The 26,037-nt window shown below is 47.2% G+C and carries 25 protein-coding genes, 1 tRNA gene and 1 pseudogene; 20 read left to right on the top strand and 7 right to left on the bottom strand.

Annotation, left to right across the window (positions count from 1 at the left end; translation table 11 throughout):
- Both ACLQ6D_RS05045 and ACLQ6D_RS05040 read left to right on the top strand, forming a co-directional pair.
- The coding region (locus ACLQ6D_RS05045) for a DNA cytosine methyltransferase (RefSeq protein ID WP_411726196.1) at positions 1-364 on the top strand (364 nt) is incomplete at its 5' end.
- Positions 365-737: 373 nt separating this feature from the next.
- Positions 738-1,544: a hypothetical protein gene (locus ACLQ6D_RS05040; protein WP_411726195.1), complete on the top strand. Its 807-nt coding sequence runs from the start codon at positions 738-740 to the stop codon at positions 1,542-1,544.
- Between the two features lie 75 nt (positions 1,545-1,619).
- Here the strand turns inward: ACLQ6D_RS05040 and ACLQ6D_RS05035 are convergent, their stop codons facing one another.
- A complete protein-coding gene (locus ACLQ6D_RS05035) occupies positions 1,620-2,585 on the bottom strand; it encodes a magnesium and cobalt transport protein CorA (protein WP_411726194.1) in 966 nt (321 codons plus the stop codon).
- 273 nt (positions 2,586-2,858) lie between these two features.
- Between ACLQ6D_RS05035 and ACLQ6D_RS05030 the strand changes: the two genes are divergently transcribed.
- Entirely contained in the window at positions 2,859-3,950 is a 1,092-nt protein-coding gene (locus tag ACLQ6D_RS05030) for an L-dopachrome tautomerase-related protein (protein ID WP_411726193.1), read from the top strand.
- Between the two features lie 167 nt (positions 3,951-4,117).
- On the opposite strand, the gene ACLQ6D_RS05025 is transcribed toward ACLQ6D_RS05030, so the two are convergent.
- Complete coding sequence (locus ACLQ6D_RS05025; protein WP_411726192.1) at positions 4,118-5,041, bottom strand: LysR family transcriptional regulator; 924 nt, start codon at positions 5,039-5,041, stop codon at positions 4,118-4,120.
- Positions 5,042-5,340: 299 nt separating this feature from the next.
- Here ACLQ6D_RS05025 and amoA point away from each other — a divergent pair, with 299 nt between their 5' ends.
- The 5 genes from amoA (at position 5,341) to ACLQ6D_RS05000 (ending at position 9,531) form a co-directional block, all read left to right on the top strand.
- Positions 5,341-6,093, top strand: coding sequence for a bacterial ammonia monooxygenase, subunit AmoA (amoA, locus tag ACLQ6D_RS05020; RefSeq protein WP_411726191.1), 753 nt, complete (start codon positions 5,341-5,343; stop codon positions 6,091-6,093).
- 14 nt (positions 6,094-6,107) lie between these two features.
- Entirely contained in the window at positions 6,108-7,409 is a 1,302-nt protein-coding gene (amoB, locus tag ACLQ6D_RS05015) for a bacterial ammonia monooxygenase, subunit AmoB (protein ID WP_411726190.1), read from the top strand.
- Positions 7,410-7,427: 18 nt separating this feature from the next.
- A complete protein-coding gene (amoC, locus tag ACLQ6D_RS05010) occupies positions 7,428-8,201 on the top strand; it encodes a bacterial ammonia monooxygenase, subunit AmoC (protein ID WP_411726189.1) in 774 nt (257 codons plus the stop codon).
- 321 nt (positions 8,202-8,522) lie between these two features.
- Entirely contained in the window at positions 8,523-9,056 is a 534-nt protein-coding gene (locus ACLQ6D_RS05005) for a hypothetical protein (protein WP_411726188.1), read from the top strand.
- Positions 9,057-9,102: 46 nt separating this feature from the next.
- On the top strand, positions 9,103-9,531 hold the full coding sequence (locus ACLQ6D_RS05000) for a hypothetical protein (RefSeq protein WP_411726187.1): 429 nt from the start codon (positions 9,103-9,105) through the stop codon (positions 9,529-9,531).
- Positions 9,532-9,555: 24 nt separating this feature from the next.
- Here ACLQ6D_RS05000 and hxlAB read toward each other — a convergent pair whose 3' ends face one another.
- Positions 9,556-10,731 (bottom strand): bifunctional 3-hexulose-6-phosphate synthase/6-phospho-3-hexuloisomerase, encoded by a 1,176-nt coding sequence (hxlAB, locus tag ACLQ6D_RS04995; protein ID WP_411726186.1) that lies wholly within the window; start codon positions 10,729-10,731, stop codon positions 9,556-9,558.
- A gap of 191 nt (positions 10,732-10,922) precedes the next feature.
- Here hxlAB and greB point away from each other — a divergent pair, with 191 nt between their 5' ends.
- Positions 10,923-11,408, top strand: a complete 486-nt coding sequence (gene greB, locus ACLQ6D_RS04990) for a transcription elongation factor GreB (RefSeq protein WP_411726185.1) — start codon at positions 10,923-10,925, stop codon at positions 11,406-11,408.
- A gap of 147 nt (positions 11,409-11,555) precedes the next feature.
- Here greB and ACLQ6D_RS04985 read toward each other — a convergent pair whose 3' ends face one another.
- Both ACLQ6D_RS04985 and ACLQ6D_RS04980 read right to left on the bottom strand, forming a co-directional pair.
- On the bottom strand, positions 11,556-12,176 hold the full coding sequence (locus ACLQ6D_RS04985) for a response regulator transcription factor (protein WP_411726184.1): 621 nt from the start codon (positions 12,174-12,176) through the stop codon (positions 11,556-11,558).
- Complete coding sequence (locus tag ACLQ6D_RS04980) at positions 12,157-13,887, bottom strand: PAS domain S-box protein (protein ID WP_411726183.1); 1,731 nt, start codon at positions 13,885-13,887, stop codon at positions 12,157-12,159. Before ACLQ6D_RS04980 ends, ACLQ6D_RS04985 begins: the two co-directional genes overlap by 20 nt.
- Positions 13,888-14,198: 311 nt before the next feature.
- Here ACLQ6D_RS04980 and ACLQ6D_RS04975 point away from each other — a divergent pair, with 311 nt between their 5' ends.
- Positions 14,199-14,408 (top strand): hypothetical protein, encoded by a 210-nt coding sequence (locus ACLQ6D_RS04975; protein WP_411726182.1) that lies wholly within the window; start codon positions 14,199-14,201, stop codon positions 14,406-14,408.
- Positions 14,409-14,534: 126 nt separating this feature from the next.
- Here ACLQ6D_RS04975 and ACLQ6D_RS04970 read toward each other — a convergent pair.
- Both ACLQ6D_RS04970 and ACLQ6D_RS04965 read right to left on the bottom strand, forming a co-directional pair.
- Positions 14,535-14,680, bottom strand: a pseudogene (locus ACLQ6D_RS04970) (IS701 family transposase); the annotation flags it as partial.
- A gap of 141 nt (positions 14,681-14,821) precedes the next feature.
- Positions 14,822-16,576 carry an ABC transporter ATP-binding protein gene (locus ACLQ6D_RS04965; protein WP_411726181.1) on the bottom strand — a complete coding sequence of 585 codons (1,755 nt, stop codon included), beginning with the start codon at positions 16,574-16,576 and terminating at the stop codon, positions 14,822-14,824.
- 365 nt (positions 16,577-16,941) lie between these two features.
- On the opposite strand from ACLQ6D_RS04965, the gene ACLQ6D_RS04960 reads away from it, so the two are divergent.
- The 10 genes from ACLQ6D_RS04960 (at position 16,942) to ACLQ6D_RS04915 (ending at position 26,037) form a co-directional block, all read left to right on the top strand.
- Positions 16,942-17,018: transfer RNA gene (locus tag ACLQ6D_RS04960), tRNA-Met, on the top strand.
- A 127-nt stretch (positions 17,019-17,145) separates the two neighbouring features.
- Positions 17,146-17,631, top strand: coding sequence for a ribosome maturation factor RimP (rimP, locus tag ACLQ6D_RS04955; RefSeq protein WP_411726180.1), 486 nt, complete (start codon positions 17,146-17,148; stop codon positions 17,629-17,631).
- The gene (gene nusA, locus ACLQ6D_RS04950; protein ID WP_411726179.1) at positions 17,621-19,135 is read left to right on the top strand and encodes a transcription termination factor NusA; all 1,515 of its coding nucleotides are present in this window, start codon (positions 17,621-17,623) and stop codon (positions 19,133-19,135) included. Before rimP ends, nusA begins: the two co-directional genes overlap by 11 nt.
- Positions 19,136-19,148: 13 nt before the next feature.
- The gene (gene infB, locus ACLQ6D_RS04945; RefSeq protein WP_411726178.1) at positions 19,149-21,758 is read left to right on the top strand and encodes a translation initiation factor IF-2; all 2,610 of its coding nucleotides are present in this window, start codon (positions 19,149-19,151) and stop codon (positions 21,756-21,758) included.
- A 4-nt stretch (positions 21,759-21,762) separates the two neighbouring features.
- A complete protein-coding gene (gene rbfA, locus ACLQ6D_RS04940; RefSeq protein WP_411726177.1) occupies positions 21,763-22,161 on the top strand; it encodes a 30S ribosome-binding factor RbfA in 399 nt (132 codons plus the stop codon).
- 10 nt (positions 22,162-22,171) lie between these two features.
- Positions 22,172-23,074, top strand: a complete 903-nt coding sequence (gene truB / locus ACLQ6D_RS04935) for a tRNA pseudouridine(55) synthase TruB (RefSeq protein WP_411726176.1) — start codon at positions 22,172-22,174, stop codon at positions 23,072-23,074.
- A 144-nt stretch (positions 23,075-23,218) separates the two neighbouring features.
- On the top strand, positions 23,219-23,488 hold the full coding sequence (gene rpsO, locus ACLQ6D_RS04930) for a 30S ribosomal protein S15 (protein WP_411726175.1): 270 nt from the start codon (positions 23,219-23,221) through the stop codon (positions 23,486-23,488).
- A 107-nt stretch (positions 23,489-23,595) separates the two neighbouring features.
- Positions 23,596-25,674: a polyribonucleotide nucleotidyltransferase gene (gene pnp, locus ACLQ6D_RS04925; protein ID WP_411726174.1), complete on the top strand. Its 2,079-nt coding sequence runs from the start codon at positions 23,596-23,598 to the stop codon at positions 25,672-25,674.
- Between the two features lie 62 nt (positions 25,675-25,736).
- Complete coding sequence (locus tag ACLQ6D_RS04920) at positions 25,737-25,919, top strand: hypothetical protein (RefSeq protein WP_411726173.1); 183 nt, start codon at positions 25,737-25,739, stop codon at positions 25,917-25,919.
- On the top strand, positions 25,900-26,037 hold the full coding sequence (locus ACLQ6D_RS04915) for a hypothetical protein (protein ID WP_411726172.1): 138 nt from the start codon (positions 25,900-25,902) through the stop codon (positions 26,035-26,037). The genes ACLQ6D_RS04920 and ACLQ6D_RS04915 overlap by 20 nt, the downstream gene beginning before the upstream one ends.

Genomic DNA, 26,037 nt, shown 5'->3' with positions numbered 1-26,037 from the left:
GGAACTAGTACCAGAGGGCGGTTACTGGCGTGACCTGCCTTTAGAGGTGCAAAAACACTATATGAAAAAAAGTTTTTACCTAAGCGGGGGTAAAACAGGCATGGCACGGCGGATGAGTTGGAATGAGTCTAGCCTGACCTTAACCTGCGCGCCCGCACAAAAACAAACTGAACGTTGCCATCCCGAAGAAACCCGGCCTTTTACCGTAAGGGAATACGCCCGCATACAAACTTTCCCAGATGATTGGCTATTTGCTGGCCCGTTGACGGCACAATACAAGCAGATTGGCAATGCGGTACCAGCGAATATGGCGCATGAGCTTGGATTGGCTATCGTCGGCTTCCTTAACAGCCTTAATGGTTAGAATAAAATTGTATGGCTATTGCCACCCCGCCTTCTTAAACCGCCGATACAAAATCCCGCATCCCACAGCTTGGTAAGGAGTTAACATGCTGCCCGCACACACCCGGAACAAATGCTGTGATGCAAATGCGGGGCAACGCTTTTCTGCCCGCCTCATGAAGGATTCATACTTTCGGCGTTGTAAACTTCCGATGCTGAAAACAGTGGGTAAAAAAACCTGCCCACCCGGCTTAAGCCAAGTTCTAAAATCAGCATTGAAATAAGTTTAGAAATGTGAATAATACACGTCCGTACATTGCGATACTAAACATAACTTTGAAGGCTGCAGTCAGCTTGGTTCTGTTGGCACAGCACTGTTACATACACTCGACATAATGCTTAGACAAGTGGCTTCTACCCAAGACCCCTTAATGACAACAGCAAAGCAGATAAGCGAACATCTCGTGGGGGTGATTAACAACACGCCGCTTGACTCATTCCCTTTTGATCATGTGGCGTTAACTAATGCCTACCCAAATGAAATTTACGAAATGATGTTAAACTTGTTGCCTGTCAACCGCTACTACCGCGAGTTAAAGCACAGCGATGCCATGATGGCCGACGGACAAAGTGCGCGACTACAATTCCCGTTGAATAGGGCAAATATAGCGCGCTTGCCTAACGTGCAGCGCGAGTATTGGAACCAAGTGCTAACCGGTCTCGACTCAAAAGAGGTTGCAGAAGCTTGGCGCAACAAATTCAAGCCTACAATAGAAACTGTCACGGGTAGGCTGATTTCAGCGATCAAATTCCGTCCCCATTACACGCTATTCCGCGATTTGAAGGGTTACAAAATTTCTATCCATCCAGATTCACCGCGCAAAGCCATAACAATTCAGTATTATCTTCCCGCTGATGAATCGCAGATTCACCTCGGCACCTTGTTTCATGAGAAAAACCCAGACGGAAATTACCGCGAAGCGCGCGCCATGCTATTTGCGCCAAACACCGGATACGCCTTCGCTGTTACGCCCGCCAGCTATCACAGTGTAAAACCCATGAGTGTACAGGATACCCCCCGCAACAGCCTTATGGTCATCATTAACTATGACCGAGGGCCGCTGCTGGAAGGATTCAGGGCTGTACGTATCCGTCTACGCGCTTGGTACGACCAAATGACTGGTTTAACCGCGAACCGCTGAACAGTGGCAAGACCGTCATATGATATCCATATCTTGAAAGCGATTGAACCAAATTAATGATGCTGTTTTGTTTGGCTAAAGCCACCCCGCCTTCTTAAACTGCCGATAAAGAATACCGCAGACCAGGGCGATGGCAGACAGTGCCGCCGGATAACCGTATTTCATGCGTAATTCCGGCATGACATCGAAGTTCATGCCCCAGACTCCGACGAGCGCCGTTGCGACGGCGAATATACCGGCCCAGGCGGCGAGCCGTTTGGTGACCTCGCTTTCCTCGATGGTCACCATCGACAGGTTGACCTGAATCGCCGTGCCTATGGTGTCGCGTATGGTGTCTATCGAGGCATTGATATGGTTGAGATGATCGAACACATCGCGGAAATATTCCTGGGAATTTGCACAGACCCTCGGCACACGTCCCCTGTACAGTTTGCCTGCATCTTCCATCAAGAGGGCGACCGCATGCTTAAGTATCATGACTTTACGCTTGAGCTCATACAGGCGTTCAATATTGGAACGCGCTGAGCCTTTTACGAAAATATGCTCTTCAATATTTTCAAGTTCGGTTTCCAGCGCATCCAGTACGGGGAAATAACGGTCGACGACCGCATCCATCAGCGCATAGAATACGAAGCCTGCGCCCTGGCTTAATAAATGCGGTTCGCGCTCGCAACGCGCACGCACACCGAGAAAGTCGTCTTTGCTGCGGTTACGCACCGAGAGCACATAGTTCAACCCGACAAAAACATCGACTTCGCCGACGGTCAGTTCGTCGCCATCCAATTTCACCAATTGCATCACTGCAAATACCGAATCGCCGTATTCGTCTATCTTCGGACGTTGATGGCTGTGCCAGGCATCTTCAACGGCAAGAGGGTGCAGATCAAATTCCTCGCGCATTTTTTCCAGTTCAGACAGCTCGGCATCCAGTAAGGCAACCCAGACAAAGCAGCCGGGTATAGCCAGATAATCGCTGATTTCCTCAATTAAAATATCCTTGAGCTTTTTCCCTTCCTGATAGGCGACGCAGTTAATCAACATGTATGACCCTCCCGATAAATAGTTTGCAGGTAACTATCGCTAAGCCTCATCCTCACGGCATATCGGCTCGAACGACACAATCCAAACGGATAGGGAATAGTAGCATGATGTTTGGATTTGCTGCATATCCTGCGATATGGCGTGATGATGTCAGTGGTTCAGATGCGGGGCTATCCCCACAAAATTTATCAATACCTCCATGAATAAAGATCATTTAACAGCCCTGATTGGATAGAGTAATGTTTTCAATGAATCTTCTTGTGGGAGCTATTTATGAATATTCTCGGTAAATTTACAGCCATTTTATTGTTGTTTGCATTCGAAGTTTCGGCGAATGCAGGATCAAATTTCGACATCATAGCCAAACTCAATAGCGGGCCAGGCAATGTGACCGTGATGGATAATGGCCGAATCATAATGAGTATGCACCCGTTTTATCAACCGAAATACACGGTGGTTGAGTATAAGGACAAGATGCTGGTGCCGTTTCCGAATAAGGAATTAGTGGATGCGGATTCAAAATCGCAGCTGAAACTCGATTCTGTACTAGGTATCCGGTCTGCCAACGGTATCGTTTGGATGCTGGATATCGGGATGCGTAGCGGTGTAACCCCTAAGTTGGTTGGGTGGGACACCAAGACCGATAAGCTCCATCAGGTCATCAATCTACCCACGCCGATAACGCCCAAAGATACGTTTGTTAACGATTTTGCCGTCGATACCCGCCGTAATCATATCTTTATCAGCGATCCGGCGGGTGGCGTAAATGCCGCACTGATTGTCGTTAACCTGAACACAGGAACGGCGAGGCGTGTGCTTGAGGGACATGCCAGCGTGATCCCTGAAAATGTCGATCTGATTATTGATAAGGTTCCGGTTCAGATTAAGGATAAATCCGGGAAACTCAATCGCCCTCATATCGGGGTCAATCCGATTACCGAAGACTTGAACAACGAATGGGTATATTTCGGTGCTATGTACGGCCACAGCCTCTACCGGATAAAGGCGGACGATCTGGCGGATGAAAAACTGGCTGCCAAGGACTTAGCGAACCGCGTTCAACGCTATGGCGACAAACCCATTTCGGACGGCATAACGATAGACAAGGATAACAACATCTATCTGGGGGAATTGGCAGAAAACGCCATTGGCGTTATTTCGTCAGATAGAAAATATCGGCGTTTAGCCGAGAGTGCTGACCTGTCGTGGGTGGATTCGTTTAGTTTTGGCCCTGCGGGGCAATTAGTTGCGGTTGTCAATCGGTTGCATCAGTCCGCAACGCTTAATGGCGGGGTGTTGAAAGCCAAACCGCCTTTTTATCTGATACAGGTAAAATCCTTGGCTGCGGGATTGGCGGGGCGTTAAGTCAATTGTTTACAGTCCCCCCTCATCCCAACCTTAGCGGCGCAGGTTCCATACCTGCTACCGCACTTCCGCCATCCCTGGCGGTCGTCCATCAAGGGAGAAGGGGCGGACACTTGTGTAGATATTTATGTCCTGTGGAATAATTGGGAATTTCTTTGAAGCTCCACCTATAAGCCATCAATATTACGGCCTATCGTTAGGATTTTATCTCGTAGCCAAAGATGGGCTGGATCCTTATCTCGCAAGGGATGCCATATCATTACTAAATCGTAGGCCGGAAGTTTGATAGGAACCGGGAATATTTCTAGTGGCACGAACTTCGTAAACCGTTCAGCAATTTTATACGGTAGCGATAATATCATGTCCGTTTGGGCAACGATTAACGGTGCGGACAAAAAGTTGGGGACAATTAACTTGATCCGTCGTTCCAGCCCCAGTTCCAGCAAGTATTGATCGATGATTCCCGCCGGGGTTCCTTTCCAGGATATTAGTATGTGCGGGACAGCTATATAGTCTTCCAGCGATGGTGCATTGCGTATCATGGGATGATTTTGCCTGACAACACAGACCATTTGGTCATCAAATAATTTTTGACAACATAAATGAGCGGGGGCATTTAACACAGATTCGAAACCGAGCACGACATCGAGACTACCGTTTTCCAGTTGTGCGACCGGGAATGATGACTCGGTGCGTTTAACATGAATGTCAATGCCGGGTGCCGTTTGCTCGATCAATCCCGATAACTCAGGGATTAACAGAAATTCCATATAATCCGTGGCGGCAAGGACAAACCTCCGCTGACTGGTGCCAACATCAAATTCCGAGGGTGGCTGAATGAGTTGTTCCATCTCAGTCAATAAGGCCCTGACCGGTTCAATCAAGGCGAGCGCCCGTTCCGTCGGCTTCATGCCAGTCGGGGTTTTAACCAGCAGAGCATCATCCAATTGTTGACGCAACCTGTGCAAAACATGGCTCATGGCCGATTGGGTTATAAACATCTGTTCCGCTGCACGGGTGACATTTAATTCCCGCATCAATACATCGAAGGCCACCAGTAGATTCAGGTCAAACGTTCTTAAATTAGACATTATTGTATTTTTTAGAGCAGTAGACAGGTGTTTTTCATTGCATTAATGATTCCTAGTAAAAATGGGCATGACTATGAATCCTATCAATGGATACATGAAATTTAACCATTTAACAACGAAGCTTTTCTAAATTAAAGTCTTACCTAAGTGTGTCGTTATGCCGTAGTAGGCTGTAAACCGTCTCCTTATAGTTACTAACTGTTCGAGACTGGCCCTATATAACACGCCAATATTCCAATACTACATTGGACACTTAGAGGCTAAGTCTTTTTCAAGACTCATAAATCAGGAGCATGTGTATGTCTTCAATTATATCAAAACAACCTTTTCTACCCTATACCGGTGAGAAAGCGCGGATTAGCCGCTCTTTCGATTACCTCATCCTGGTATTGGCTCTCTTTCTGTTTATCGGTTCCTTTCATCTTCACTTTGCACTGACCGTCGGCGACTGGGATTTCTGGGTGGATTGGAAGGACAGGCAGTGGTGGCCATTGGTCACGCCGCTGATGGGCATTACTTTTCCGGCGGCGGTGCAAGCCGTCTTGTGGGGAAAATTTCGTCTGCCGCTGGGCGCTACCTTGTGTGTCGCGTCCTTATCGATAGGCACCTGGATAGCCCGAATCTTCGCTTATCACTATTGGAATTATTTTCCTATTAACATGGTGCTGCCTTCTACCATGCTGCCAAGTGCGCTCGTCCTGGACGCAATTCTGATGCTGAGCAACAGCCTGACGATCACTGCGATTTTCGGAGGATCGGCCTTCGCCTTGCTATTCTACCCCTGTAACTGGCCTATATTTGGCATGTTTCATGTACCCGTTGAGTACGGTAATGCACAATTGACGGTCGCTGACCTGTTCGGCTTCCAGTACATCCGCACCGGCATGCCGGAATATTTGCGCATCATTGAACGCGGGACATTGCGCACCTACGGTCAATATGCGACGCCGCTCTCGGCATTCTGCTCGGCCTTGTTATGCACGCTGATGTATACCTTATGGTGGTACATCGGGAAGTGGTTTGCAACGACACGTTACCTTAGCAACATCTAAAGGAGGACTATTTTATGAAAACAGTATCAGTAAACGAACGGAATCAAACAGTTACCGTTCGCACTTTGTCTATCGAAGGACATAATCAGAAACTCCTAAAGTGCTTAATGTTCCTAGGGTTAATCCTTTCGGTGTACATGCTCAATATCCAACCCGTCATGGCTCATGGAGAAAAGGCCTTAGAGCCGTTTATCAGAATGCGCACGATCCAGTGGTATGACGTGCAATGGTCTAAACAAAAATTTAATGTCAATGAAGAAATCAGCGTTAGCGGCAAATTTCATGTGGCCGAGGATTGGCCTGCCAGCGTACCCAAACCGGAAGCGGCCTTTTTGAACATATCGACTCCTGGCCCGGTCCTGATCAGGACCGAACGTTATTTAAACGGTAAACCTTTCATGAATTCTGTGGCACTGCAACCGGGCGGCGATTACGACTTCAAGATTGTGCTGAAAGGACGCTTGCCGGGGCGTTATCACATCCATCCCTTCTTTAACCTAAAGGATACGGGTCAAGTGATGGGGCCTGGTGTGTGGCTGGAAGTTGCCGGAAATGCAGCGGATTTTACCAATGACATCCAAACCATCAACGGAGAGATGGTCAATATGGAAACATACGGCCTGGGTAACGGCATCTTCTGGCACAGTTTCTGGGGTTTACTGGCAACGGCTTGGCTGCTTTGGTGGGTGCGTCGGCCCTTATTTATTGCCCGTTACCGAATGCTGCAAGCGGGCTTGGAAAATGAGCTGGTCACTCCAACTGACCGTTTAATCGGAAAAGCCCTGTTGATCGGCGTTCCTTTGCTAGTGTTTGTATCTTATTCAATGACAGTTAGCCAATATCCGAAAGCGATTCCATTGCAAGCCTCGCTAGACCAAATTCTGCCGCTCTCCGCCCAGGTCAATGCCGGAGTGGTCGATGTCGAAACAGTAAAGGCTGAATACCGTGTACCGGAGAGAACCATGACTTTTAGCTTAAAAATCAAGAATGGCAGTGATAAGCCGATACAAATAGGCGAGTTCGCTACCGGCAATGTGCGATTTTTCAACAAGGATGTGCCGACGCCGGATCAAGGACACTCAGAAACTGGGGAAGCGCCTGAAGGCTTGAGCCTGGATAATGCCGCACCCATACAACCCGGCGAACAACGCACGATGACGATTAGCGCCAAGGATGCGTTATGGGAATCCGAAAGGCTGGACGGCCTGATTAACGATGCCGACAGCCGGATCGGCGGCTTGTTGTTTTTCTACGACGGCGCAGGTGAGCGTTATATCTCCAGCATCACCGCAGCAGTGATTCCAAAATTCAATTAATCTCAAGAGGACACCATCATGGCTACATCAACTGAACAAATAACTGTAATGACAGAACAGAAAAAAATGCCGCCCTGGTATTTGAAAGATTTACCCAGATACCTGTCAGGCTTTGCCATACTGACCGTCATCTATATGGGACTACGCATTTATCAAGGCGCATTCGCCGTTTCAACAGGCCTGGATTCCACCGAACCGGCTTTCGAAATCTACTGGATGCGGCTGTTTTACATAGAATTAGGGATCATTTTCTTCTTCGCAACCGGAGCATGGGGGTATTTATGGTTTTCCAGGGATAGGAACCTGGACACGCTTGAACCTAAGGAGGAAATTCGCCGATACTTTACCCTCACCATGTGGATTAGTATCTACACCTTTGCGGTGTACTGGGCGGGTAGTTATTTCGCCGAACAGGATAACTCCTGGCATCAGGTCGCTATCCGTGACACTCCTTTTACTGCCAATCACATCATCGAGTTTTATTTCAATTTTCCGCTCTATATCATCCTGGGCGGTTGCGCCTGGTTATACGCCCGAACCCGACTACCGCTTTATGCCAAGGGCATTTCGCTACCGTTGACGCTGGCGGTATTTGGGCCGTTCATGATCTTGGTCAGTGTCGGCTTCAATGAGTGGGGACATACGTTCTGGTTTAGGGAAGAATTTTTTGCTGCGCCGATCCATTGGGGATTTGTGATTGGGGTGTGGTTTGCCTTGGGTGTCGGCGGCATACTGTTGCAAGGCGTAACGCGTTTGATTGAATTGTTGGATGGGCTTGAAGACACGCCGTAAGATTGATGTTGCTATCATTCCGGCATACGGTTACCGTAGGGGCAGGCCTTGTGCCTGCCCATTGGTCTAAGTAACATTGGGGCAACCACAAGGGATTTCCCCTACCTTAGATGGATATGTAAATTGAATTACAGCTTCGGCCTTTTCGCCTTAGTCGCTACTGGTCCCGTCGTCAATCTACGGGATTAAATACGAGTTCGCCTTTTTCACGCCCCACTATTTTCCTTGTCTTACTGATTCCATAATCAGGAGATATGCCTTAACCTATCTCTAAACCTAAGGCATCGCTGCTGCCCTTTTTGTCACGTACAGGGAAAATCCATGTTCAAAAATCTTTATCTTAAAGTTATCAATGCCCTGTTGACGGTATTGGTCTTTATCTATCTGGTTTTGGAAGAGCTGGTTTGGGAACGGATCGCCGAACCCATCTACGGGTTTATCCACGGGCTTAAGATACTCCAAAAGCTCGAGATTTTAATTCTTAGGCTCAACCGTTATGCTTTGTTAACCTGTTTCCTGGCATTGTTTGCCGCCGTTGAATTATTGGGCGTGATATCGATAGGCTTATTGGCGGAAGGTCAGGTACTTTTAGCTACGGTAGTCTATGCCGGAAAAATCCCTATCGCCGCTTTCACTTTTTGGGTATTTCGGATTGCCCAGGACAAATTAATGACGTTCGCGTGGTTTAAATTCTGTTATGAGTGGTTGCTGGCACAGATCCTCAAAATAAAAACCAGCGCAATCTACGTAAATATCAAAATCAAAATTGTATCTGTGAAATCGTGGTTTAAAAGCCTGTTGGCAAGCGAACCTGTGCAACGTATTAAATCAGCGCTGAGATTTAAGCAGTCATGATGCTAAAGCTTTGCTGCAAATAACCATTGGAATTGCTTGACACCTCATGGCGTGTATCCACAAATTTGCAAGCGACTTGAATCTTGAACAGATTGATTTTGAGCCGACAACTTTAATCGTGGGGACGTTCAATCCAGGCTGGGATAATCTGGGCAATTACGCACATGGTTTTATGGCAGGACCAACAATAACTATTTTTGGGATGTATTGCCGAGGATTAGGTTTGGCGACTTTTCCGAATAGTGATGAGATAAGGGGTAGAACTAGACTGATTGAAAAAATTATTGAACCCTGTAAATCAGGAAAGATTGCCTATTACGGGGACATAAATGGTTGGGAGTTGCCACCAGTACCAACCTGGGAGAATGACCCAATCCCTTATCCAGATATTCAGGGTAAGAAAGAACTTATACAGCCTAAAAGATTCTACGACAGCCCTTATTACGTGATGAGGTGCTCGCCTAAGCAGTGTTAAATTCATCGCGATGAATTTAAGGGCTTATTCCAAATTAGCATGCCTTGAGCGCATGACTTCTTCAGCAATGCCTTTTTCATGAATAATATGGGAAATTGCCGATTCCAGGAACGATAAGGTTGACAATTCAAAGACCGTGCCCATCGGCATTCCGACAACTTTGCCGTATTGCTCGGTGCGGCCAATCTGGAAGACGGCATCCGCCATGTCGCCTATGGTCGAACTGGCTTTTGATGAAATCAACAGAATCTTGCCGCCTTCTGCTTTGGCGCGTTTGGTGAAGGCGATAAGCTGCTCGGTTTCGCCGGAACCTGATATGACAACTAACAAATCGCCGGTTTTGATGCTGGGGGTGACGACTTCACCGACCACGCTGGTGTCGTAGCCGCTATGGACGAGCCGCATGGCGAAAAATTTACAAACCAAACCGGAACGCCCTGCACCAGCAACAAAGATGCGTGATGCGTTATCCAGCATATCCGTCAATTTCTCGTAATAACTATTTTCTGTTGCGGAGAGAATGCTGGAAATTTTATCGAGGATCATGTGCCGGTGCGTGGTTTTGCCGTCGGCTATGCGGCGTATGGTGCGGGCGGCATCAGCAGGGCAGGGCGCACCATAAATGGCTGCGCCGACAACAATAATGTCCGCTCCGGACTCCATCACCTGTTGAACGGTGGAAGCATTGATACCGCCAGCTACGGATATCCTGATATCCAAGCCTAAACTGGCGACATCCTGCAAGTCGGCATAGGGCGTTTGTCCTGCAACCTGGGCATCCAGCCCGGTGTGTACACCAATAATCCGAGCACCCAATTGGGCGGCTTCCTTAGCACATTCCCGTTTGTTGGGCACATTGATCAAATCGACTTGCGCTTCTGCACCATGTGCCGCAGCGGTTTTGACAACACCCGCTATGGTTGCCAGTCCCGATACGCCCAGCACGGTGCAAATATCCGCTCCAGCCGAGTAGAAGGGCGCGGCTTCATATTCACCGGCATCCATGGTTTTCAGGTCAACCAAAATAAGCTTGTCGGGAAATTTGCCCCGTAACGCCTTAACCAGATCAACGCCATTGTGTTTTATGCAGGGTGTGCCGATTTCAAAAATATCGATGAACGGCGCGGTTTTTTCAGCGAGATTCATGGTTTGCTCAAAATCCAATGAATCTAGGGCCAATTGTATTAAGGGTGTTGCCATGTTCAAACTCCGATGGGTCATAGTTATTGTTATGGATGTCATGATAACGCTAAAATGACGACTTGTTAAATGGCAATAAACGCCATTTTTTATAAGCCCAGTCTTCGAATATTAATGTTCTCCTATGCAGAATCTGCATAATAACCAGCATTATTAGCTGAACTGACTCGCAAGACAAAATTTATATTAAGATGACACCTAGAAATGACCTGATTACCCGTGAGGGAAGGACAAAATTAGAAATCGAACTTGAGAACCTTTGGCGAATAGAACGCAGGGCGGTAACCCAATCCGTTACAGAGGCCGCAGCACAGGGCGACCGTTCAGAAAATGCCGAGTATAAAGAGGGGAAACGACGATTAAGGGAAATTGATAGGCGAATTCGTTTTCTGAGAAAACGACTGGAAGTATTGCGGATCGTTGAATATTCGCCCCAGCAAGAAGGAAAAGTGTTCTTTGGTGCTTGGGTTGAACTTGAAAATGAGTTAGCTGAAATAGTCCATTACCGAATAGTTGGATCAGATGAGTTCGATCCCCATAAAAATGCGATTAGTATAAACTCACCGACGGCAACAGCACTGATTGGGAAATCTGTTGATGATGAAGTTTTTGTTGATACTCCTGAAGGAGAAAAAATATGGTGTATTAATGCAATTCAATATAGACCATTTGATTAGACGCTTTATCGAACAAACCCGGAGGAGAGAATGTAAAAAAAAGATCCTGTAAGGCAGTAAATAAATCATCCAGCAGCAGGCTTTTGCACTGGGGTTCAACAATGACAACCCCGTAATTGCAGGGCAAAGTGCGTTATGCCTTAAAAATCACATTAGTCCGCAATGCATAGCCATTACGGTTAATTCTGACAGGTCTTCGGCTTCCATTTTTTCCATAATTTTGGCCCTGTGCACATCGATGGTGCGGTAGCTGACCTTCAGGAGTTTGGCAGCTTCTTTGTTGGAAAAGCCTTTGACGACCAGAATCAGGACTTCATGCTCCCGGGGAGTTAATTTACCCAAGCGTTTGTTTAAATTGCGTTTTTCAGTTTGATAAACCCGTGTGTCCAAGTCTTTTTGGATGCCTTCTTGTATGCGGGTCAATAAGGTTTCGCTATCAAATGGTTTTTCCAGATAGTCAATAGCGCCCGCCCTGAAAGCCTTTGATGAATCGGGAACGTCAGCATGACCACTGATAAAGATAATAGGAATGGCGAAGTCCCTTCTCGTCATTTCTTCCTGGAGTTCCAGCCCACCCATGCTTGGCATCCTGACATCGAGAACCAGACAACCGGCTTGTGCAGGATCGTAATCATTCAAGAAGCCATCGGCGGATTCAAAACATCTTACAGCTTGACCGGTTGATTCTATTAGCAGGCTTAACGAATCCCGTACAGAAAAATCATCATCAACCAAATAAACCAGGGTTTTAGGCTTTGTTTCGGGCATTAGCAGGTATCTCCGTAGGTAGCGTAAAATAGAATGTGGTACCTTTATCCTCCTTACTGTTGAAATGCAAGGTACCATGGTGGGCTTCGACCAATGATCGGCTGATTGACAAGCCCATACCCATGCCGGAAACTTTGGTGGTGAAAAAAGGCGTCAGTATTTTTTCCCGTTGAAGGGGCGTTAATCCGGAGCCGTTATCTTTGACCCTGACAACCACATAGTTTAAGTCATCTAAACTGGTTTCGATGGACAGTTGCCGCTGAGTAAATTGAGGTAGTTCTTTAAGGGCATCAATACTGTTCTTGACCAAGTTCAGGATGACTTGCTCTATTTGCACCTGGTCGATATACACATGTGGCAGATTTTTGGTCAGGTCAAAAAGCATTGCGACCAAATGTTGCTTAAAGTCGGACTCGAATATACTGATCGCATCGTAGATTAGTGCATTGATGTCTACGGTGGAACGGTGAATTTTCCTGGGTTTGACAAACTCCCGCATGCTGTGGATGATCTGACCCGCTTTGAGCGCCTGTTGATTGGCTTTGTGCATTATTTCGCCGATTTTTTCCAAGTCCGGATTTTCATTTTGGATAAAACGGAGGCAGACTTGGGTATAGTTGACGACTGCGGATAGTGGTTGGTTGACTTCATGGGCGATACCCGAAGCCATCTCACCCATAAGCCCAAGACGAGTAACGTGGGCGAGCTTTTCCAGGTGTTCTTTTTCTTGCCGTTCTTGAAGTTTTCGTGCGCTGACATCGCGGACAATGCCGCTATAGTACTGTGCACCATCCAGTGGGAATTCAGCAATAGTCATGTCCAAGGGCACTAGAGAGCCGTCTTTATGCAATCCTTCAACTTCACGAATTTGTCCGATAGTCTTGGATATAAAGATGTGCAGGTATTTTCGAAGGTAATTATCATGCTTTTTTCGTATGGATATCGGCATTAATTGATTAACGCTGTAACCGATGAGTTCCTCGGCGCTATAACCGAAAATATTTTCGACCGCTGCATTTACCGAGACGATAGTGCCAACTGTATCAATGACAATAATGCCTTCAATCGAGGCATTCAGGATGGAATTGAGCTTGGCTTCCCGTTCGAGCAATTGGTGCCTCGAATAATTAAGCTCATCGATCGTTTTTTTTAAAATCCGGTTGCTTTTGGTCAGATGGCCGGATTTTTTGGTAATTTTGTTTTCAAGTTGTTCTATGAGGCCAGAAAGTTTTTTTTCGCTTTGTTTGTGCTCAGTAATGTCGTTGAGTACCAGACAAATCAGCGTTTGTTTATCGTCCGTGATACCGGCAGAACCACGGCACTCTACATCAATAATTTTGCCGTTTGACCGATTAAGTTTAAGGGTTAATGCTTGTGTGGTCAGTGTGTCCGCGAGCTTTTCAAGATAGCGATCGTAAGCCGTTTTATCGGACGGGTGGACATGATCGGCCAAAAAAGCACCATCAATGTCTTGCTTAGCATAGCCGAGCAAATTGATTGCGGTATTATTGATGCTTTGGACAGCGCCTTCCCTATCAAGCGTCAAACAGCCGATGGGGGATTTTTCAAACAAATGCTCATGGCAACCAAGTGTGGCCCGAAGTTCCTGATTCTGTATTTCGAGTTCGAGTTGACGGGCTTGAAACTCAAACAGCAGTTTTTGCAGCTCTGCGCTGGACATTCGGGCGATATCGTCGGGCTTGCTTAACATTAGGTTTGACTGCCTGTTATCGTTTTTGTAAAACATTCGCATCATCTTACAACTTCATCCAAACGCGGGTTAACTTAACTGCAAGCTAAGTGTTGTGGGCATAAAATAAACCCAGAGTAATCAATTTTGAAATCATTTGAATCTAACCCACTTATATTGATAAAAGTTTATTGACAAGTTTAGGCCAATTATAGGTAAGCAAAAGCGATAATTAAACAAAATAGCATCAAATGTGTTGGGATTGCTTATAAAAATGAACAACTGATTTAAAATCTGAATTAGAGGACTTGATTAGCAACTGAAGCAAAAAAGTGCGTCATACCCGCCGAGAAGCGGGTATCCAGTGCCATGGACGGCAAGCACTCCTAGCCATCCATGGAGCCTGGATTCCGGCGACCTCCATGGATGGAGGAAGTGCGGAAGAGGATAGGGAATCCTCTCCGCCAATCCCTGCCGGAATGACGGCTTTTAAAAACAGTTGCACACTATTACTTAATGTGAAGATAGAAGTCACGCATTGACGACAGGGTGGAATCCTGGGTTCAAATGGGCCATATTCGGCATGACAGTCCCAATATACGAAGCGATCACGTCTTTGAGTAGATTCCCTCGTACGCTTTGGCAATTGTTGATCACCGCCGCGAAACTGAGTTTTTGCAATTGGACGAAACCACAAATCGCGGCAAAAAGATGATTTTTTATTGACCATATACTGCGGACTTGAAAACATCAGATGTTGCATACTTGCTTACATAGCACGATGGCATTGCTCGATTTGCCAATGCCGGACATGTTGTTCGGTGAAGGCTTTATGGTCAAAGACGCGTTTGATCTTGCCCTTATTTGTCTTCACCTTCTCTAAAAATATTTTTTTTAAGCAATTTAAGCAAAAAAATTGGAAATTAAACGTGGCTTCAAGTTGAGCAATAACCTCTCAATCAACCAAAAACCCTCCACTCTGATGCTGCCACATGGCGTAGTATTTCCCTTGTTTATTCAGCAATTGTTGATGCGTCCCTTCCTCTATGATTTTTCCGTATTCCAGCACCACGATGCGATCCATTTTCAGGATGGTGGAGAGCCTATGGGCAATGACGATGGCAGTTTTGTGTTTGATTAGATTGAAAATGGCGACTTGTATCTGTTGCTCGGTCAGTGAATCTAAGGCGCTGGTTGCTTCGTCCAGCACCACGATGGGCGCGTCTTCCAGAAATGCCCTGGCAATGGCGATACGCTGCTTTTCGCCGCCGGACAACTTGACTCCGCGCTCACCCACCATCGTGTCGAACTTTTCAGGCAAGCCGTTGATAAAATCCAGGCTACATGATTTTTTAGCGACTTCAACAAGATCAGCCTCGGAAATGTCTTCGCCCAGTGCGATATTGTCCCTGACGGAACGATGGAACAAATCAGGCTGCTGGGGGACCATGGAGATTTGTTTCCTTAACGATTCCAGCATAAAAGTTTTGGCATCAACCCCATCAAAGCTAACGCGGCCTTGTTGGGGATCGAGAAACCGGAACAGCAGTTTGGTTAAGGTCGATTTTCCTGAGCCGGATTGCCCGACCAGGGCGATTTTTTCGCCCGCTTTAATGTCCAGATTAAAATTTTCAAAAAGCCGGGTTTGGTGGGGGTTAAATTCATTGTAAGAAAAACTGATGTTGTCCAAGCGAATTGCCCCCTGGGATATCGTGATGGACTTGGCATTAGGGGCATTCCGTTCCAACTCGTCCCGGCGAAATATTTCCGCCATTTCCGAGGCATCGGCCAGTGCGGTGAAAAAATTCCTGAAATAGCGCCCAAATTCCCATAAGCGCTGAATCAGCATAATCATGATAGATTGGAATAAGACGAACTCGCCGACTTCAAAACGGCCCGCTTGCCATTTTTCGATCATCAAATAGATAAGCAGCAACTCCATACCAAAAGTCATCACTCCTTGCACGGCAAAGGAAATGTAGGTCAACAGCCAGGCGATTTTTTTCCTACGATAGACCTCATTAGACGTGCTATTAACACGGTTTTGTTCGTAATTTTCCAGTGCGAAGGTTTTCACGATGAAAATATTGCTGATGGCATCCGAATATACGCCGCCGACTTTGCTGTCGCCCTCTGCTACCGCCTGGTCAAAACGCATTTTCCAGATTGAATAAACAATATTCCAGGTGATGAGCAGGGCTACCCAGGTCAGGAAATACAATGCAAACTGGCGTTGATGCTGATAAAAAATGCTGAATGAAATGGAAACCGCCAGGAGATTCATATAAAACTGGAATAAAAACCAGTCCATGATGATTTCAAAGGAACGTGAGAAACGGCTGGCCTGTTTGATTAAGCTGCCCGAAAAATTATTCTCAAAAAAAGTGTATTTTTGCTTCTTTAGGACCTCGAAGCAGCGTTTTTCCAAAAGATTAACGCCACCTCCGTCCAAAGGCACAATCGCCAGTTCAAGAAAACGCCACGAGAACCAAATGCCAGCATAAACCAGGCCGAGTTGTTTTAGGTTGTCGAGCAAAGTCCTTAATGTTGCCTCAGAATAAGATTTCGCGAGACCATTAGCGATATTTTTATAATAAGTCGGTGCCAGCAAATCCAGGGCAGTGGCGCTGGCGAGTGCCAATAAGGCCAATAAAAAATACCCTTTCTTTTGCCAGACAACCCGGACGTATTCCCTGAAAATGATGCCCATCTCAATGACTGTTCTTGGTTATGCTTTATGAAAACGTTGAGGATTGATGGTTATGGAGTGGATTTTTGCCCAACAGACTATGCACAAGATACAGTGACTACCATTAAAATCAAATGGGTATTGGTTTTATTTGGTAGAAACAAGGCATTCTAGCTACCATCATACTCTAGTGGTCTGTATGGCCAAACACTAAGCCATCATTAACCCATTGCGGTGTATGATGGGATACATTGTAACTACCCAATACCCGAATCAGGGCACACTGCCCCAGCTTAAACTTGGGAATAGAAAGCAAGCTTTCTTTGTATCAGGGCTAATTAAAAATTGCTAATTCTGGCAAAATCTTTATAATTATCCCTCTTAATCGCGGGGTGGAGCAGCTTGGTAGCTCGTCGGGCTCATAACCCGAAGGTCGTAGGTTCAAATCCTGCCCCCGCTACCAATAAAAATAAGAAAGCCCCACTTTGGGGTTTTTTATTTTGGGGCTTCGGATAGGGGAGCTTAGTGGCAGGTTGTTAATGGAAGAGCCGTCGGCTCTTTTTTTATGTGCGAAAATTAATGAGGAACGAATGAAGCGGGCTCCTGAGCATTTGGTAAATTTGATCGAACCAATTGTAGAAGGTTTGGGGTATGAGTGTGTCGGGATTGAATATCATCCGCAACCCAAGCATGGCTTGCTCAGGATTTATATCGACAGCGCCAATGGCATTTTGGTGGATGATTGCTCTAAGGTCAGCCACCAAATCAGTGGCGTCTTGGATGTAGAAGATCCGATTCAAGGCAACTACCAATTGGAAGTTTCCTCGCCCGGCGCGGACAGGCCATTTTTTTATGCACATCAGTTCGAACAATTTATCGGCAGCGCCGTTTTGGTAAATTTGTACCAATCCATCGCTGGCCGGAAAAAAATTACCGGCGTAATTGACAAGGTTGTGGACGATATTATTACACTTCGTGAAGTAGGCCAAGTTTTTGAGGTTCCCTTCGTCGCGATGAGCAAAGCGCGTTTGGTTCCTGACTATTTAATTGAAAAAGGAGGACGCAATGGCAAATAAAGAGATTTTATTGGTAGCCGAGGTATTTTCTAATGAAAAAGATATTGACAAGGAAATTGTCTTTGAAGCGATTGAGTCAGCATTAGAAGCGGCTACGATCAAACGCCATACCAATCAAATCAAGGTTCGCGTCATCATAGACAGAAAAATCGGGAATTATGTCACCTACCGGCAGTGGGATGTGGTTGATGCCAATCCAGAGATTGATGGGGATGTGGAATTTCCCGCCTCGCAAATCTTATTGGAAACCGCCCGCTTGGAAGATAAAAACATCCAGGTCGGCGACGTGATTCAAAAAGAGATCGAATCGGTTGAATTTGGCCGGATTGCCGCGCAAACCGCGAAACAGGTCATTATCCAAAAAGTCCGTGAGGCTGAACGCCAAAAAATAGTAGAGGCTTATAAAAGCCGGATTGGTGAGCTTATCACTGGCATTGTAAAACGCATTGAGAAAGGTAACGTTTACCTGGACTTGGGCGGCCATGTAGAGGCTTTCATCGCAAAAGAAGACATGATCCCCCGGGAAGCAATCCGCAACGGCGACAGGATTCGCGGTTATTTGAAAGATGTCCGCTCGGAAGTCCGCGGCCCTCAGCTTTTCATAAGCCGCACAGCGCCGGAACTGCTGATTGCCTTGTTCCGCCTGGAAGTGCCTGAAGTCAATGAAGGTCTTATCTCGATTATGGGCGCTGCCCGCGACCCCGGATCCCGAGCCAAAATAGCCGTGAAAGGTAACGATCCCAGACAGGATCCCGTGGGAGCCTGTGTTGGTATGCGCGGCTCAAGAGTCCAGTCGGTCACTAACGAACTGGCTGGCGAACGTATCGACATTATTCTCTGGAATCCCAGTGAAGCGCAGTTTGTTATCAATGCCATGGCACCTGCCGAAATCCAGTCTATCGTCGTGGATGAAGACAGGCATAGCATGGATTTGGCAGTCAGTTCTGAAAACCTGTCCCAAGCCATAGGCAGGGGCGGCCAAAACGTACGCTTGGCAACCCAACTCACAGGATGGGAGCTCAACGTTCTTGATGCCACAAAAGCGGAGGAAAAAAGCGAAGCTGAAGCGGTTAACATCAAGCAACTATTTGTTGAACAACTGGATGTCGATGACGATATTGCCATGCTTTTGGTGGAAGAAGGTTTCAATACCGTCGAAGAAATTGCATACGTACCGGTCAGCGAAATGCTGGAAATTGAAGGATTTGATGAAGATCTTGTCAACGAGTTGAGAAACCGTGCCAAAGATGCCCTGCTTATCAAGGCCATTGCCGCTGAAGAAAAGATTGAATCGGCGGAGCCAGCAGATGACTTGATTGAAATGGATGGCATGGATAAGGAATTGGCTCATGAAATGGCAAGACTAGGCATTAAAACCATGGAAGATTTAGCGGAGCAGTCGGTTGACGACCTGCTAGGGCTTAAGGACATGACTGAAGATCGAGCTGGACAATTGATTATGAAAGCCCGTGAGCCATGGTTTGCTGGAACGTCAGGCGAATAGGAAGGAGCAGTATATGAGCGATAAAACAGTACGTGAATTGGCTGGGGTGGTAAAAATCCCTCTGGAACGGTTATTGGTGCAGCTTAAAGAAGCAGGACTCCCTGTCAGTGAGCCTGATGATGTGATTAGCGATGACGACCAAATGAAACTGCTGGTACATTTGCGTAACCGGCACGGAAAACCAGCAGCAGAAGCCGAAAGCTCGCCCAGGCGCGTGACGTTGGAACGACGGAAAGTCATCGAGATCAAGCAGGCAAATGTACCTGGAAGTTCCACCAAGACCATCAGTGTCGAAGTCCGAAAAAAGAAAACGTATGTCAATGTTAAGCATAAGGAAGAACTGGAAGCTGCAGAACCTGAAAAGCCCGGATTAACTGAACAAGTTGCCAGTGTTGAACTGACAGCCCTAGCCGGGGAGCCCACTGCTGAGAAAGAAATAACGAAAACAACCGAACCGCAAAAAGCCGCCCCAGTATCCGAGCCAGAATTAGGGCTGCAAGCGGCAGAAAAAGCTACTACGGACACTGTAGTCGAACCTGACTTGAATCCCGAACTTGATGCTTTAATAATAAAACCTGAGAAGAAAGGCAAGCACGAAAAGCCTGTAAAACAGAAAGAATTAGAAGAATCCAAAAAGAAGCCGGACGAAAAAGAACGCCGCCAGGAAGAATCCATCAAAAAAAATGCCGAACGGGTCAGGCAGCAAGCGGATGGCAAAAAAGAAACTTTGCACAGAAGCAAGATTGATGAAGATGGACGTACAATCAACTGGGATTCCAGAAAGAAGAAGAAACACAAACCATCGACGCGCAGCTCCATCCAGTCGGACGGCAAACATCAATTCGAAATGCCGGTTGCCCCGATGGTAAAGGAAGTGACGATACCGGAAGTGGTTATTGTTTCCGATCTCGCCCAAAAAATGAGTGTAAAGGCCGCATTGGTCATCAAGCACTTGATGAAACTAGGCATCATGGCGACCATCAACCAGGGCATCGACCAGGAAACAGCCGCCATTCTGGTGGAAGAAATGGGCCACAAACCCGTCATGCAGAACGATGACGACTTTGAACAAGAACTGCTCGCCGAAGCGCAACAGGAAGACAATCGCGTCTCCATACCAAGAGCCCCGATTGTGACCATTATGGGGCATGTTGACCACGGTAAAACCTCGTTGCTGGATTACATCCGTAAAACGCGTGTAGCCGCAGGCGAAGCCGGAGGCATTACCCAACATATCGGCGCTTATCAGGTAAAAACTGACCATGGTTCGGTCACTTTCCTGGATACACCCGGTCATGCCGCTTTTACTGCAATGCGCGCCCGCGGCGCAGATGTCACTGATGTGGTCATTATCGTTGTCGCAGCTGATGATGGCGTTATGCCCCAGACCAAGGAAGCCGTCGATCACGCCAGGGCGGCAAATGTGCCGATTATCGTCGCAATGAATAAAATCGACAAAGCGGATGCAAACCCTGAAAAAGTCATGCAGGAATTGGCCAATATCAACGTTATGCCCGAAGAATGGGGCGGCGATGTCCAATTTCTTAAAATCTCTGCTAAAACCGGGGAAGGCATTGATGACCTTATCGAAGCCTTGATTGTCCAAACCGAAATCCTGGAGCTGAAAGCGCCGGTCGAAGGTGCGGCTTCTGGTATCGTCATAGAATCCAGGCTGGACAAAGGCCGTGGCGCTGTGGCCACTATCTTGATTCAAAAAGGGACCCTGGAAAACGGTCAGATGGTCTTATGTGGACAGGAATTCGGACGGGTTCGCGCCATGTTCAATGAGAACGGCAAGGCCATTAAAGAAGCTGGGCCGTGTGCCCCCGTTGAAATCCTCGGCTTGTCGGGTACACCCTTTGCAGGTGATGAATTCCTGGTAGTGCAAAACGAGCGTGTTGCCAAAGACTTGGCAAAACATCGTGAAGACCGCAAACGCTTCAGCAAACATGCCGCCCAAAGCGCCTCAAAACTGGACGAAGTATTCTCCAGAATGGCTGCCGGTGAGATTGCGAGCGTCAATCTGGTGCTGAAAACCGATGTCCAGGGCAGCTTAGAAGCCTTACGTGGCTCACTGGTTGATTTGTCGAACGAAGAAGTGGAAGTCAAGGTCGTCTATGGCGGCGTTGGCGGTATCAATGAAGGCGACGTTAACCTGGCGCTGGCTTCCGGGGCAATCTTGATGGGCTTCAACGTAAGGGCGGACGCGACCGCAAGGCGATTGATCGAAGAAAAGGGCGTAGACCTGCATTATTACAGTGTCATTTACGATGCCATCGATGAAGTCAAAAAATCCATCAGCGGCATGTTAGCGCCTGAAATCAAGGAACATATCGTCGGACTTGCGGATGTGCGTGATGTCTTCCGGTCACCGAAATTTGGCGCCATTGCCGGCTGTATGGTCGTTGACGGCTATGTCAAACGAAACCTGCCGATCCGCGTATTGCGCGAAAACGTGGTGATTTATGAAGGCCAACTGGAATCTTTACGGCGCTTTAAAGACGATGCCGCTGAAGTCAAGATGGGTATGGAATGCGGTATCGGCGTAAAAAATTATAACGATGTCAAAGTGGGCGATCATATCGAAGTATTTGAACGCACCGAAATCAAGCGCGTCCTTTAAGATTATGCCCAGAGAATTTGGCCGTAGCGCCCGGGTATCTTCGCAAATGCAGAAAGAACTTGCATTAATCCTGCAACGCGAAATTGATGATTCCAGATTGGGCTTTATCACCATCAATGAAGTCGTCTTGAGCAAAGATCTGGCCGCCGCCAAAATCTACTTTACCGTGCTTAACACCGACGGGCAGGGCAAACGGAATCACCTCAAATGGCTAAATGAATTGGCGCCCATGATCCGGCATAATTTGGCAAAAAAAATGCGTTTGCGCCATATCTCCGAACTTAAATTTTTTTATGACGATTCATTCGATACCGGTATGCGGGTTGCAGAGCTGCTAAGTGATTTAAACACAGAGCGTCCAAGCGACCTGAATAAAGACATCCCGACCGACCAGGATGTGTGAACGGGACTCTATGAAAAAACGTCATTCCGGGCGCAATATTCACGGAATATTACTGCTGGATAAACGCTTGGGTATCTCGTCAAACAGGGCTTTACAGGAAGTAAAACGGTTATTCAATGCCAACAAGGCAGGACATACCGGGAGCCTGGATCCTTTGGCTACGGGTTTATTGCCTATATGTTTTGGCGCTGCCACAAAAATATCGGGAATGCTGCTTAATGCTAACAAGCGCTATCAGGTCATTATCCAGCTTGGCATCCGAACGGATACGGGCGACCTGGAAGGCAAAATTGTTGAAACAAAACCCGTCCCTGAATTTACAGTTGAGGACATCAAAATTAGCCTGGAAAAATTTACCGGTGCAATCGACCAGGTTCCACCCATGTATTCAGCATTGAAACAGAATGGCAAAAAACTGTGTGAATTGGCCAGGGGCGGGATAACCGTCAAACGGAAAGCCAGGCACATTACGATATTTGAATTGAAGTTATTGGCAGTCCAAAAAGACACATTGGAACTTGAAGTTTATTGCTCGAAAGGGACTTATATCCGATCACTCGCCGAAGATATTGGTCAGGAACTGGCTTGTGGCGCAACCGTCAAGGAGTTACGCAGGATTCAAGCCGGGCAATTCCGCATTGAACAGGGCATGTCGCTAGAGCAATTGCAAGAACTGGACGGGCAACAGTTGCTGGCTACCCTCATTGCCGTTGATGATCCCCTACAAGCAATGCCAGCCGTGTACCTGAACGGACAACAAGTCACTGCTATCAAATATGGACAAGTGCTCGACCTTGAAGAAACCATGCGAGGCCCAGTGCGCATGTACGGTACAACTGAGTTTTTAGGGTTGGGAGAAATCCGTTTGGATGGTAAACTAGCGCCGAAAAAATTGTTCAACCTGAACGATTAGGTTCAAAACAACAATGAACCTTATAAAACCCAAATTATTTCTACACCCTATCGTGGAAATGGTTTGTTACCGGCTCTTACCCGTGTTTTATTTATAGGGGGCGAGGGCTTTATTTTTTATTAATCTTAAAAATAGGGATTACTGATGTCATTTACCGCAGAACAAAAGAAAGCCGTTGTCGAAGCCTACCGCCAGTCTGAAACGGATACCGGTTCACCAGAAGTGCAAGTCGCTTTATTGACAGCGCATATCGTGCATTTAACGCCGCACTTTGCCGAACATAAAAAAGACAATCATTCCCGCCGGGGACTGTTGCGCATGGTTAACCAGCGCCGTAAGCTGCTGGATTACCTTAAAAATAAAGATATTAACCGTTATCGTTCCTTGATTGATCGTCTCGGTTTACGTAAATAATCCATACTTGGAGCGGCTGTTGTGTTAAACAAGCAGTCAGGCCGTTTCCGATACACTTTTTTGTAGTGAACGCCCTTCTCATTCTTTAACACATAAGGAACCTTATAGTGAATCCAGTCAGGAAACAATTTCAGTACGGCGGTCGGCTCGTCACCTTAGAAACGGGGGAAATAGCCCGTCAAGCCGATGGCGCTATCATTATTGATGTTGAAGGCACTACGCTCTTAGTGACCGTCGTCGGCAAAAAAGAACCCAGTGGAGGCGATTTTTTCCCACTCACCGTCAACTATATGGAAAAAGCCTACGCTGCGGGTAAAATTCCCGGCGGCTTTTTTAAGCGGGAGGGTCGCCCCAGCGAACAGGAAACCCTCATTTCCCGACTGATTGACAGGCCAATCCGTCCCCTTTTTCCTGAAGGTTATACTAACGAAATTCAAATCGTCGCAACAGTGATGTCCCTGAATCCCGAAGTTAATACGGAAGTACCGGCCTTATTGGGCGCTTCTGCTGCCTTGGCGGTTTCCGGATTACCTTTTAACGGCCCTGTAGGCGCCGCCTGTGTAGGTTACAAAAACGGAGAATATCTTCTTAACCCTTCCCCCGCCACGCTCAAGGAATCACAATTAAACCTGGTGGTTGCAGGTACTGCCCAAGCAGTGCTGATGGTTGAGTCCGAAGCCGCAGGCCTGCCTGAAGAAATTATGTTGGGTTCGGTACTCTTCGGCCACGAGCAAATGCAGGTTGCCATCAATGCGATTAATGAGTTTGCTAAAGCCGCTGGCACGGGCAAAGTAGAATGGTCTGCTCCAGCCACCAATGCCGAGCTTGAAAAGCTGGTTGCAGCCAACACCGAATCCGATATCAAAGCGGCCTACCAAATTCCCGAAAAACTGATCAGACAAGACAAGCTAAAAGAAATCAGGATGGCGGTTGTTGAAAAACTAACCGCTACGGGTGAATATACCGAAAAAAATATTCGTAACATCCTCGAAAGCCTTGAGTATAAAATCGTCCGCAACGCCATTCTTAATGACAGCAAACGAATTGATGGCCGCGCACTGGATTCAATCAGGCCTATTTCCATCCGCACTGGAGTCCTGCCTAGAACCCACGGTTCCGCCCTGTTCACTCGCGGTGAAACTCAGGCCTTAGTCGTGGCAACCTTGGGAACTCAACGTGATGCACAAATTATTGATGCCCTGGCAGGCGAATATAAAGAACCCTTTATGTTGCACTACAACTTCCCTCCTTACAGTGTGGGCGAAACCGGTATGGTCGGCTCGCCAAAACGTCGGGAAATCGGGCACGGACGTCTGGCCAAACGTGGAGTGCTGGCCGTTTTACCGGATATGGATGAATTCCCTTATGTGCTTCGGGTGGTATCAGAAATCACAGAATCCAACGGCTCAAGCTCTATGGCATCTGTTTGTGGCACCAGTCTCGCCTTAATGGATGCGGGTGTGCCCATTAAAACGCCAGTCGCAGGTATTGCCATGGGCCTGATCAAAGAAGGCGCGAAATTTGCCGTATTATCCGACATCATGGGTGATGAAGACCATCTGGGTGATATGGACTTTAAAGTTGCCGGTTCAGCAGACGGCATTACCGCCCTGCAAATGGACATCAAAATCGACGGCATCACCGCAGAAATCATGAAAACGGCGTTGGCTCAAGCTAAAACAGGCCGCTTGCATATACTTGGTGAAATGAATAAAGCCTTAGCGGCTACCCGTGAGCAAATGTCGGACTTCGCTCCACGCATCATTAGCTTTAAAATCGACCCCAGCAAAATTCGCGAAGTCATTGGTAAAGGCGGTGCAACTATCCGTGGCATTACTGAGCAAACGGGTGCCAGCATCGACCTCACCGACGATGGCGTAGTCAAGATCGCTTCCGTCGATAAGGCTGCCGGCGAGGAAGCCCGCCGACTGATCGAAGAGATCACTGACGATGTCGAAGTGGGTAAAATTTACGAAGGCAAAGTCGCAAGACTGATGGATTTTGGCGCTTTTGTCACCATCCTTCCCGGCAAAGACGGCCTCGTGCATATCTCGCAAATCTCCCATGAACATGTAGACAAAGTCAGCGACAAACTAAGCGAAGGCGATGTCGTTAGGGTTAAAGTCCTGGAAATTGACCGTCAAGGCCGTGTCAGGCTCAGTATGAAAGAAGTCGATAAAAACTAGGTGATCTTGCCCTGGACTAGCGGACACTCGGCTAAGGGCAATCTCTAAAACCGAGGTCAACAATGAAGACCAGAAAAGAAACAAGCCCCCAAGTAGTCCACAACAAATATAGCTTACCGTTTAAAGGACAAGCATTAGGGCGTACGGATCGGGACGGCATCCCCAAGGGCGGAGGATTTGGGGCTTGCCGAAGCAATGCCCTATTCATGGCGGACAAAACGCCGCTTGACGAGCAAGCCCTTTGAAGGCCAAAAGCCCCGACAAGCCGAACTGGCCCGCCTCAAACGGGACAATGCCCGCCTGGAAGGGGAAGTGGCCTTCCTAAAAAAGGCGGCGGCGTACTTTGCCAAACTGCCCAACTGA

It is taken from the genome of Methyloglobulus sp., assembly GCF_046714055.1.
Lineage (GTDB): Bacteria > Pseudomonadota > Gammaproteobacteria > Methylococcales > Methylomonadaceae > Methyloglobulus.
The sequence above is the reverse complement of the archived record's forward strand: the minus strand, read 5'-3'. Positions and strand labels throughout refer to the sequence as shown.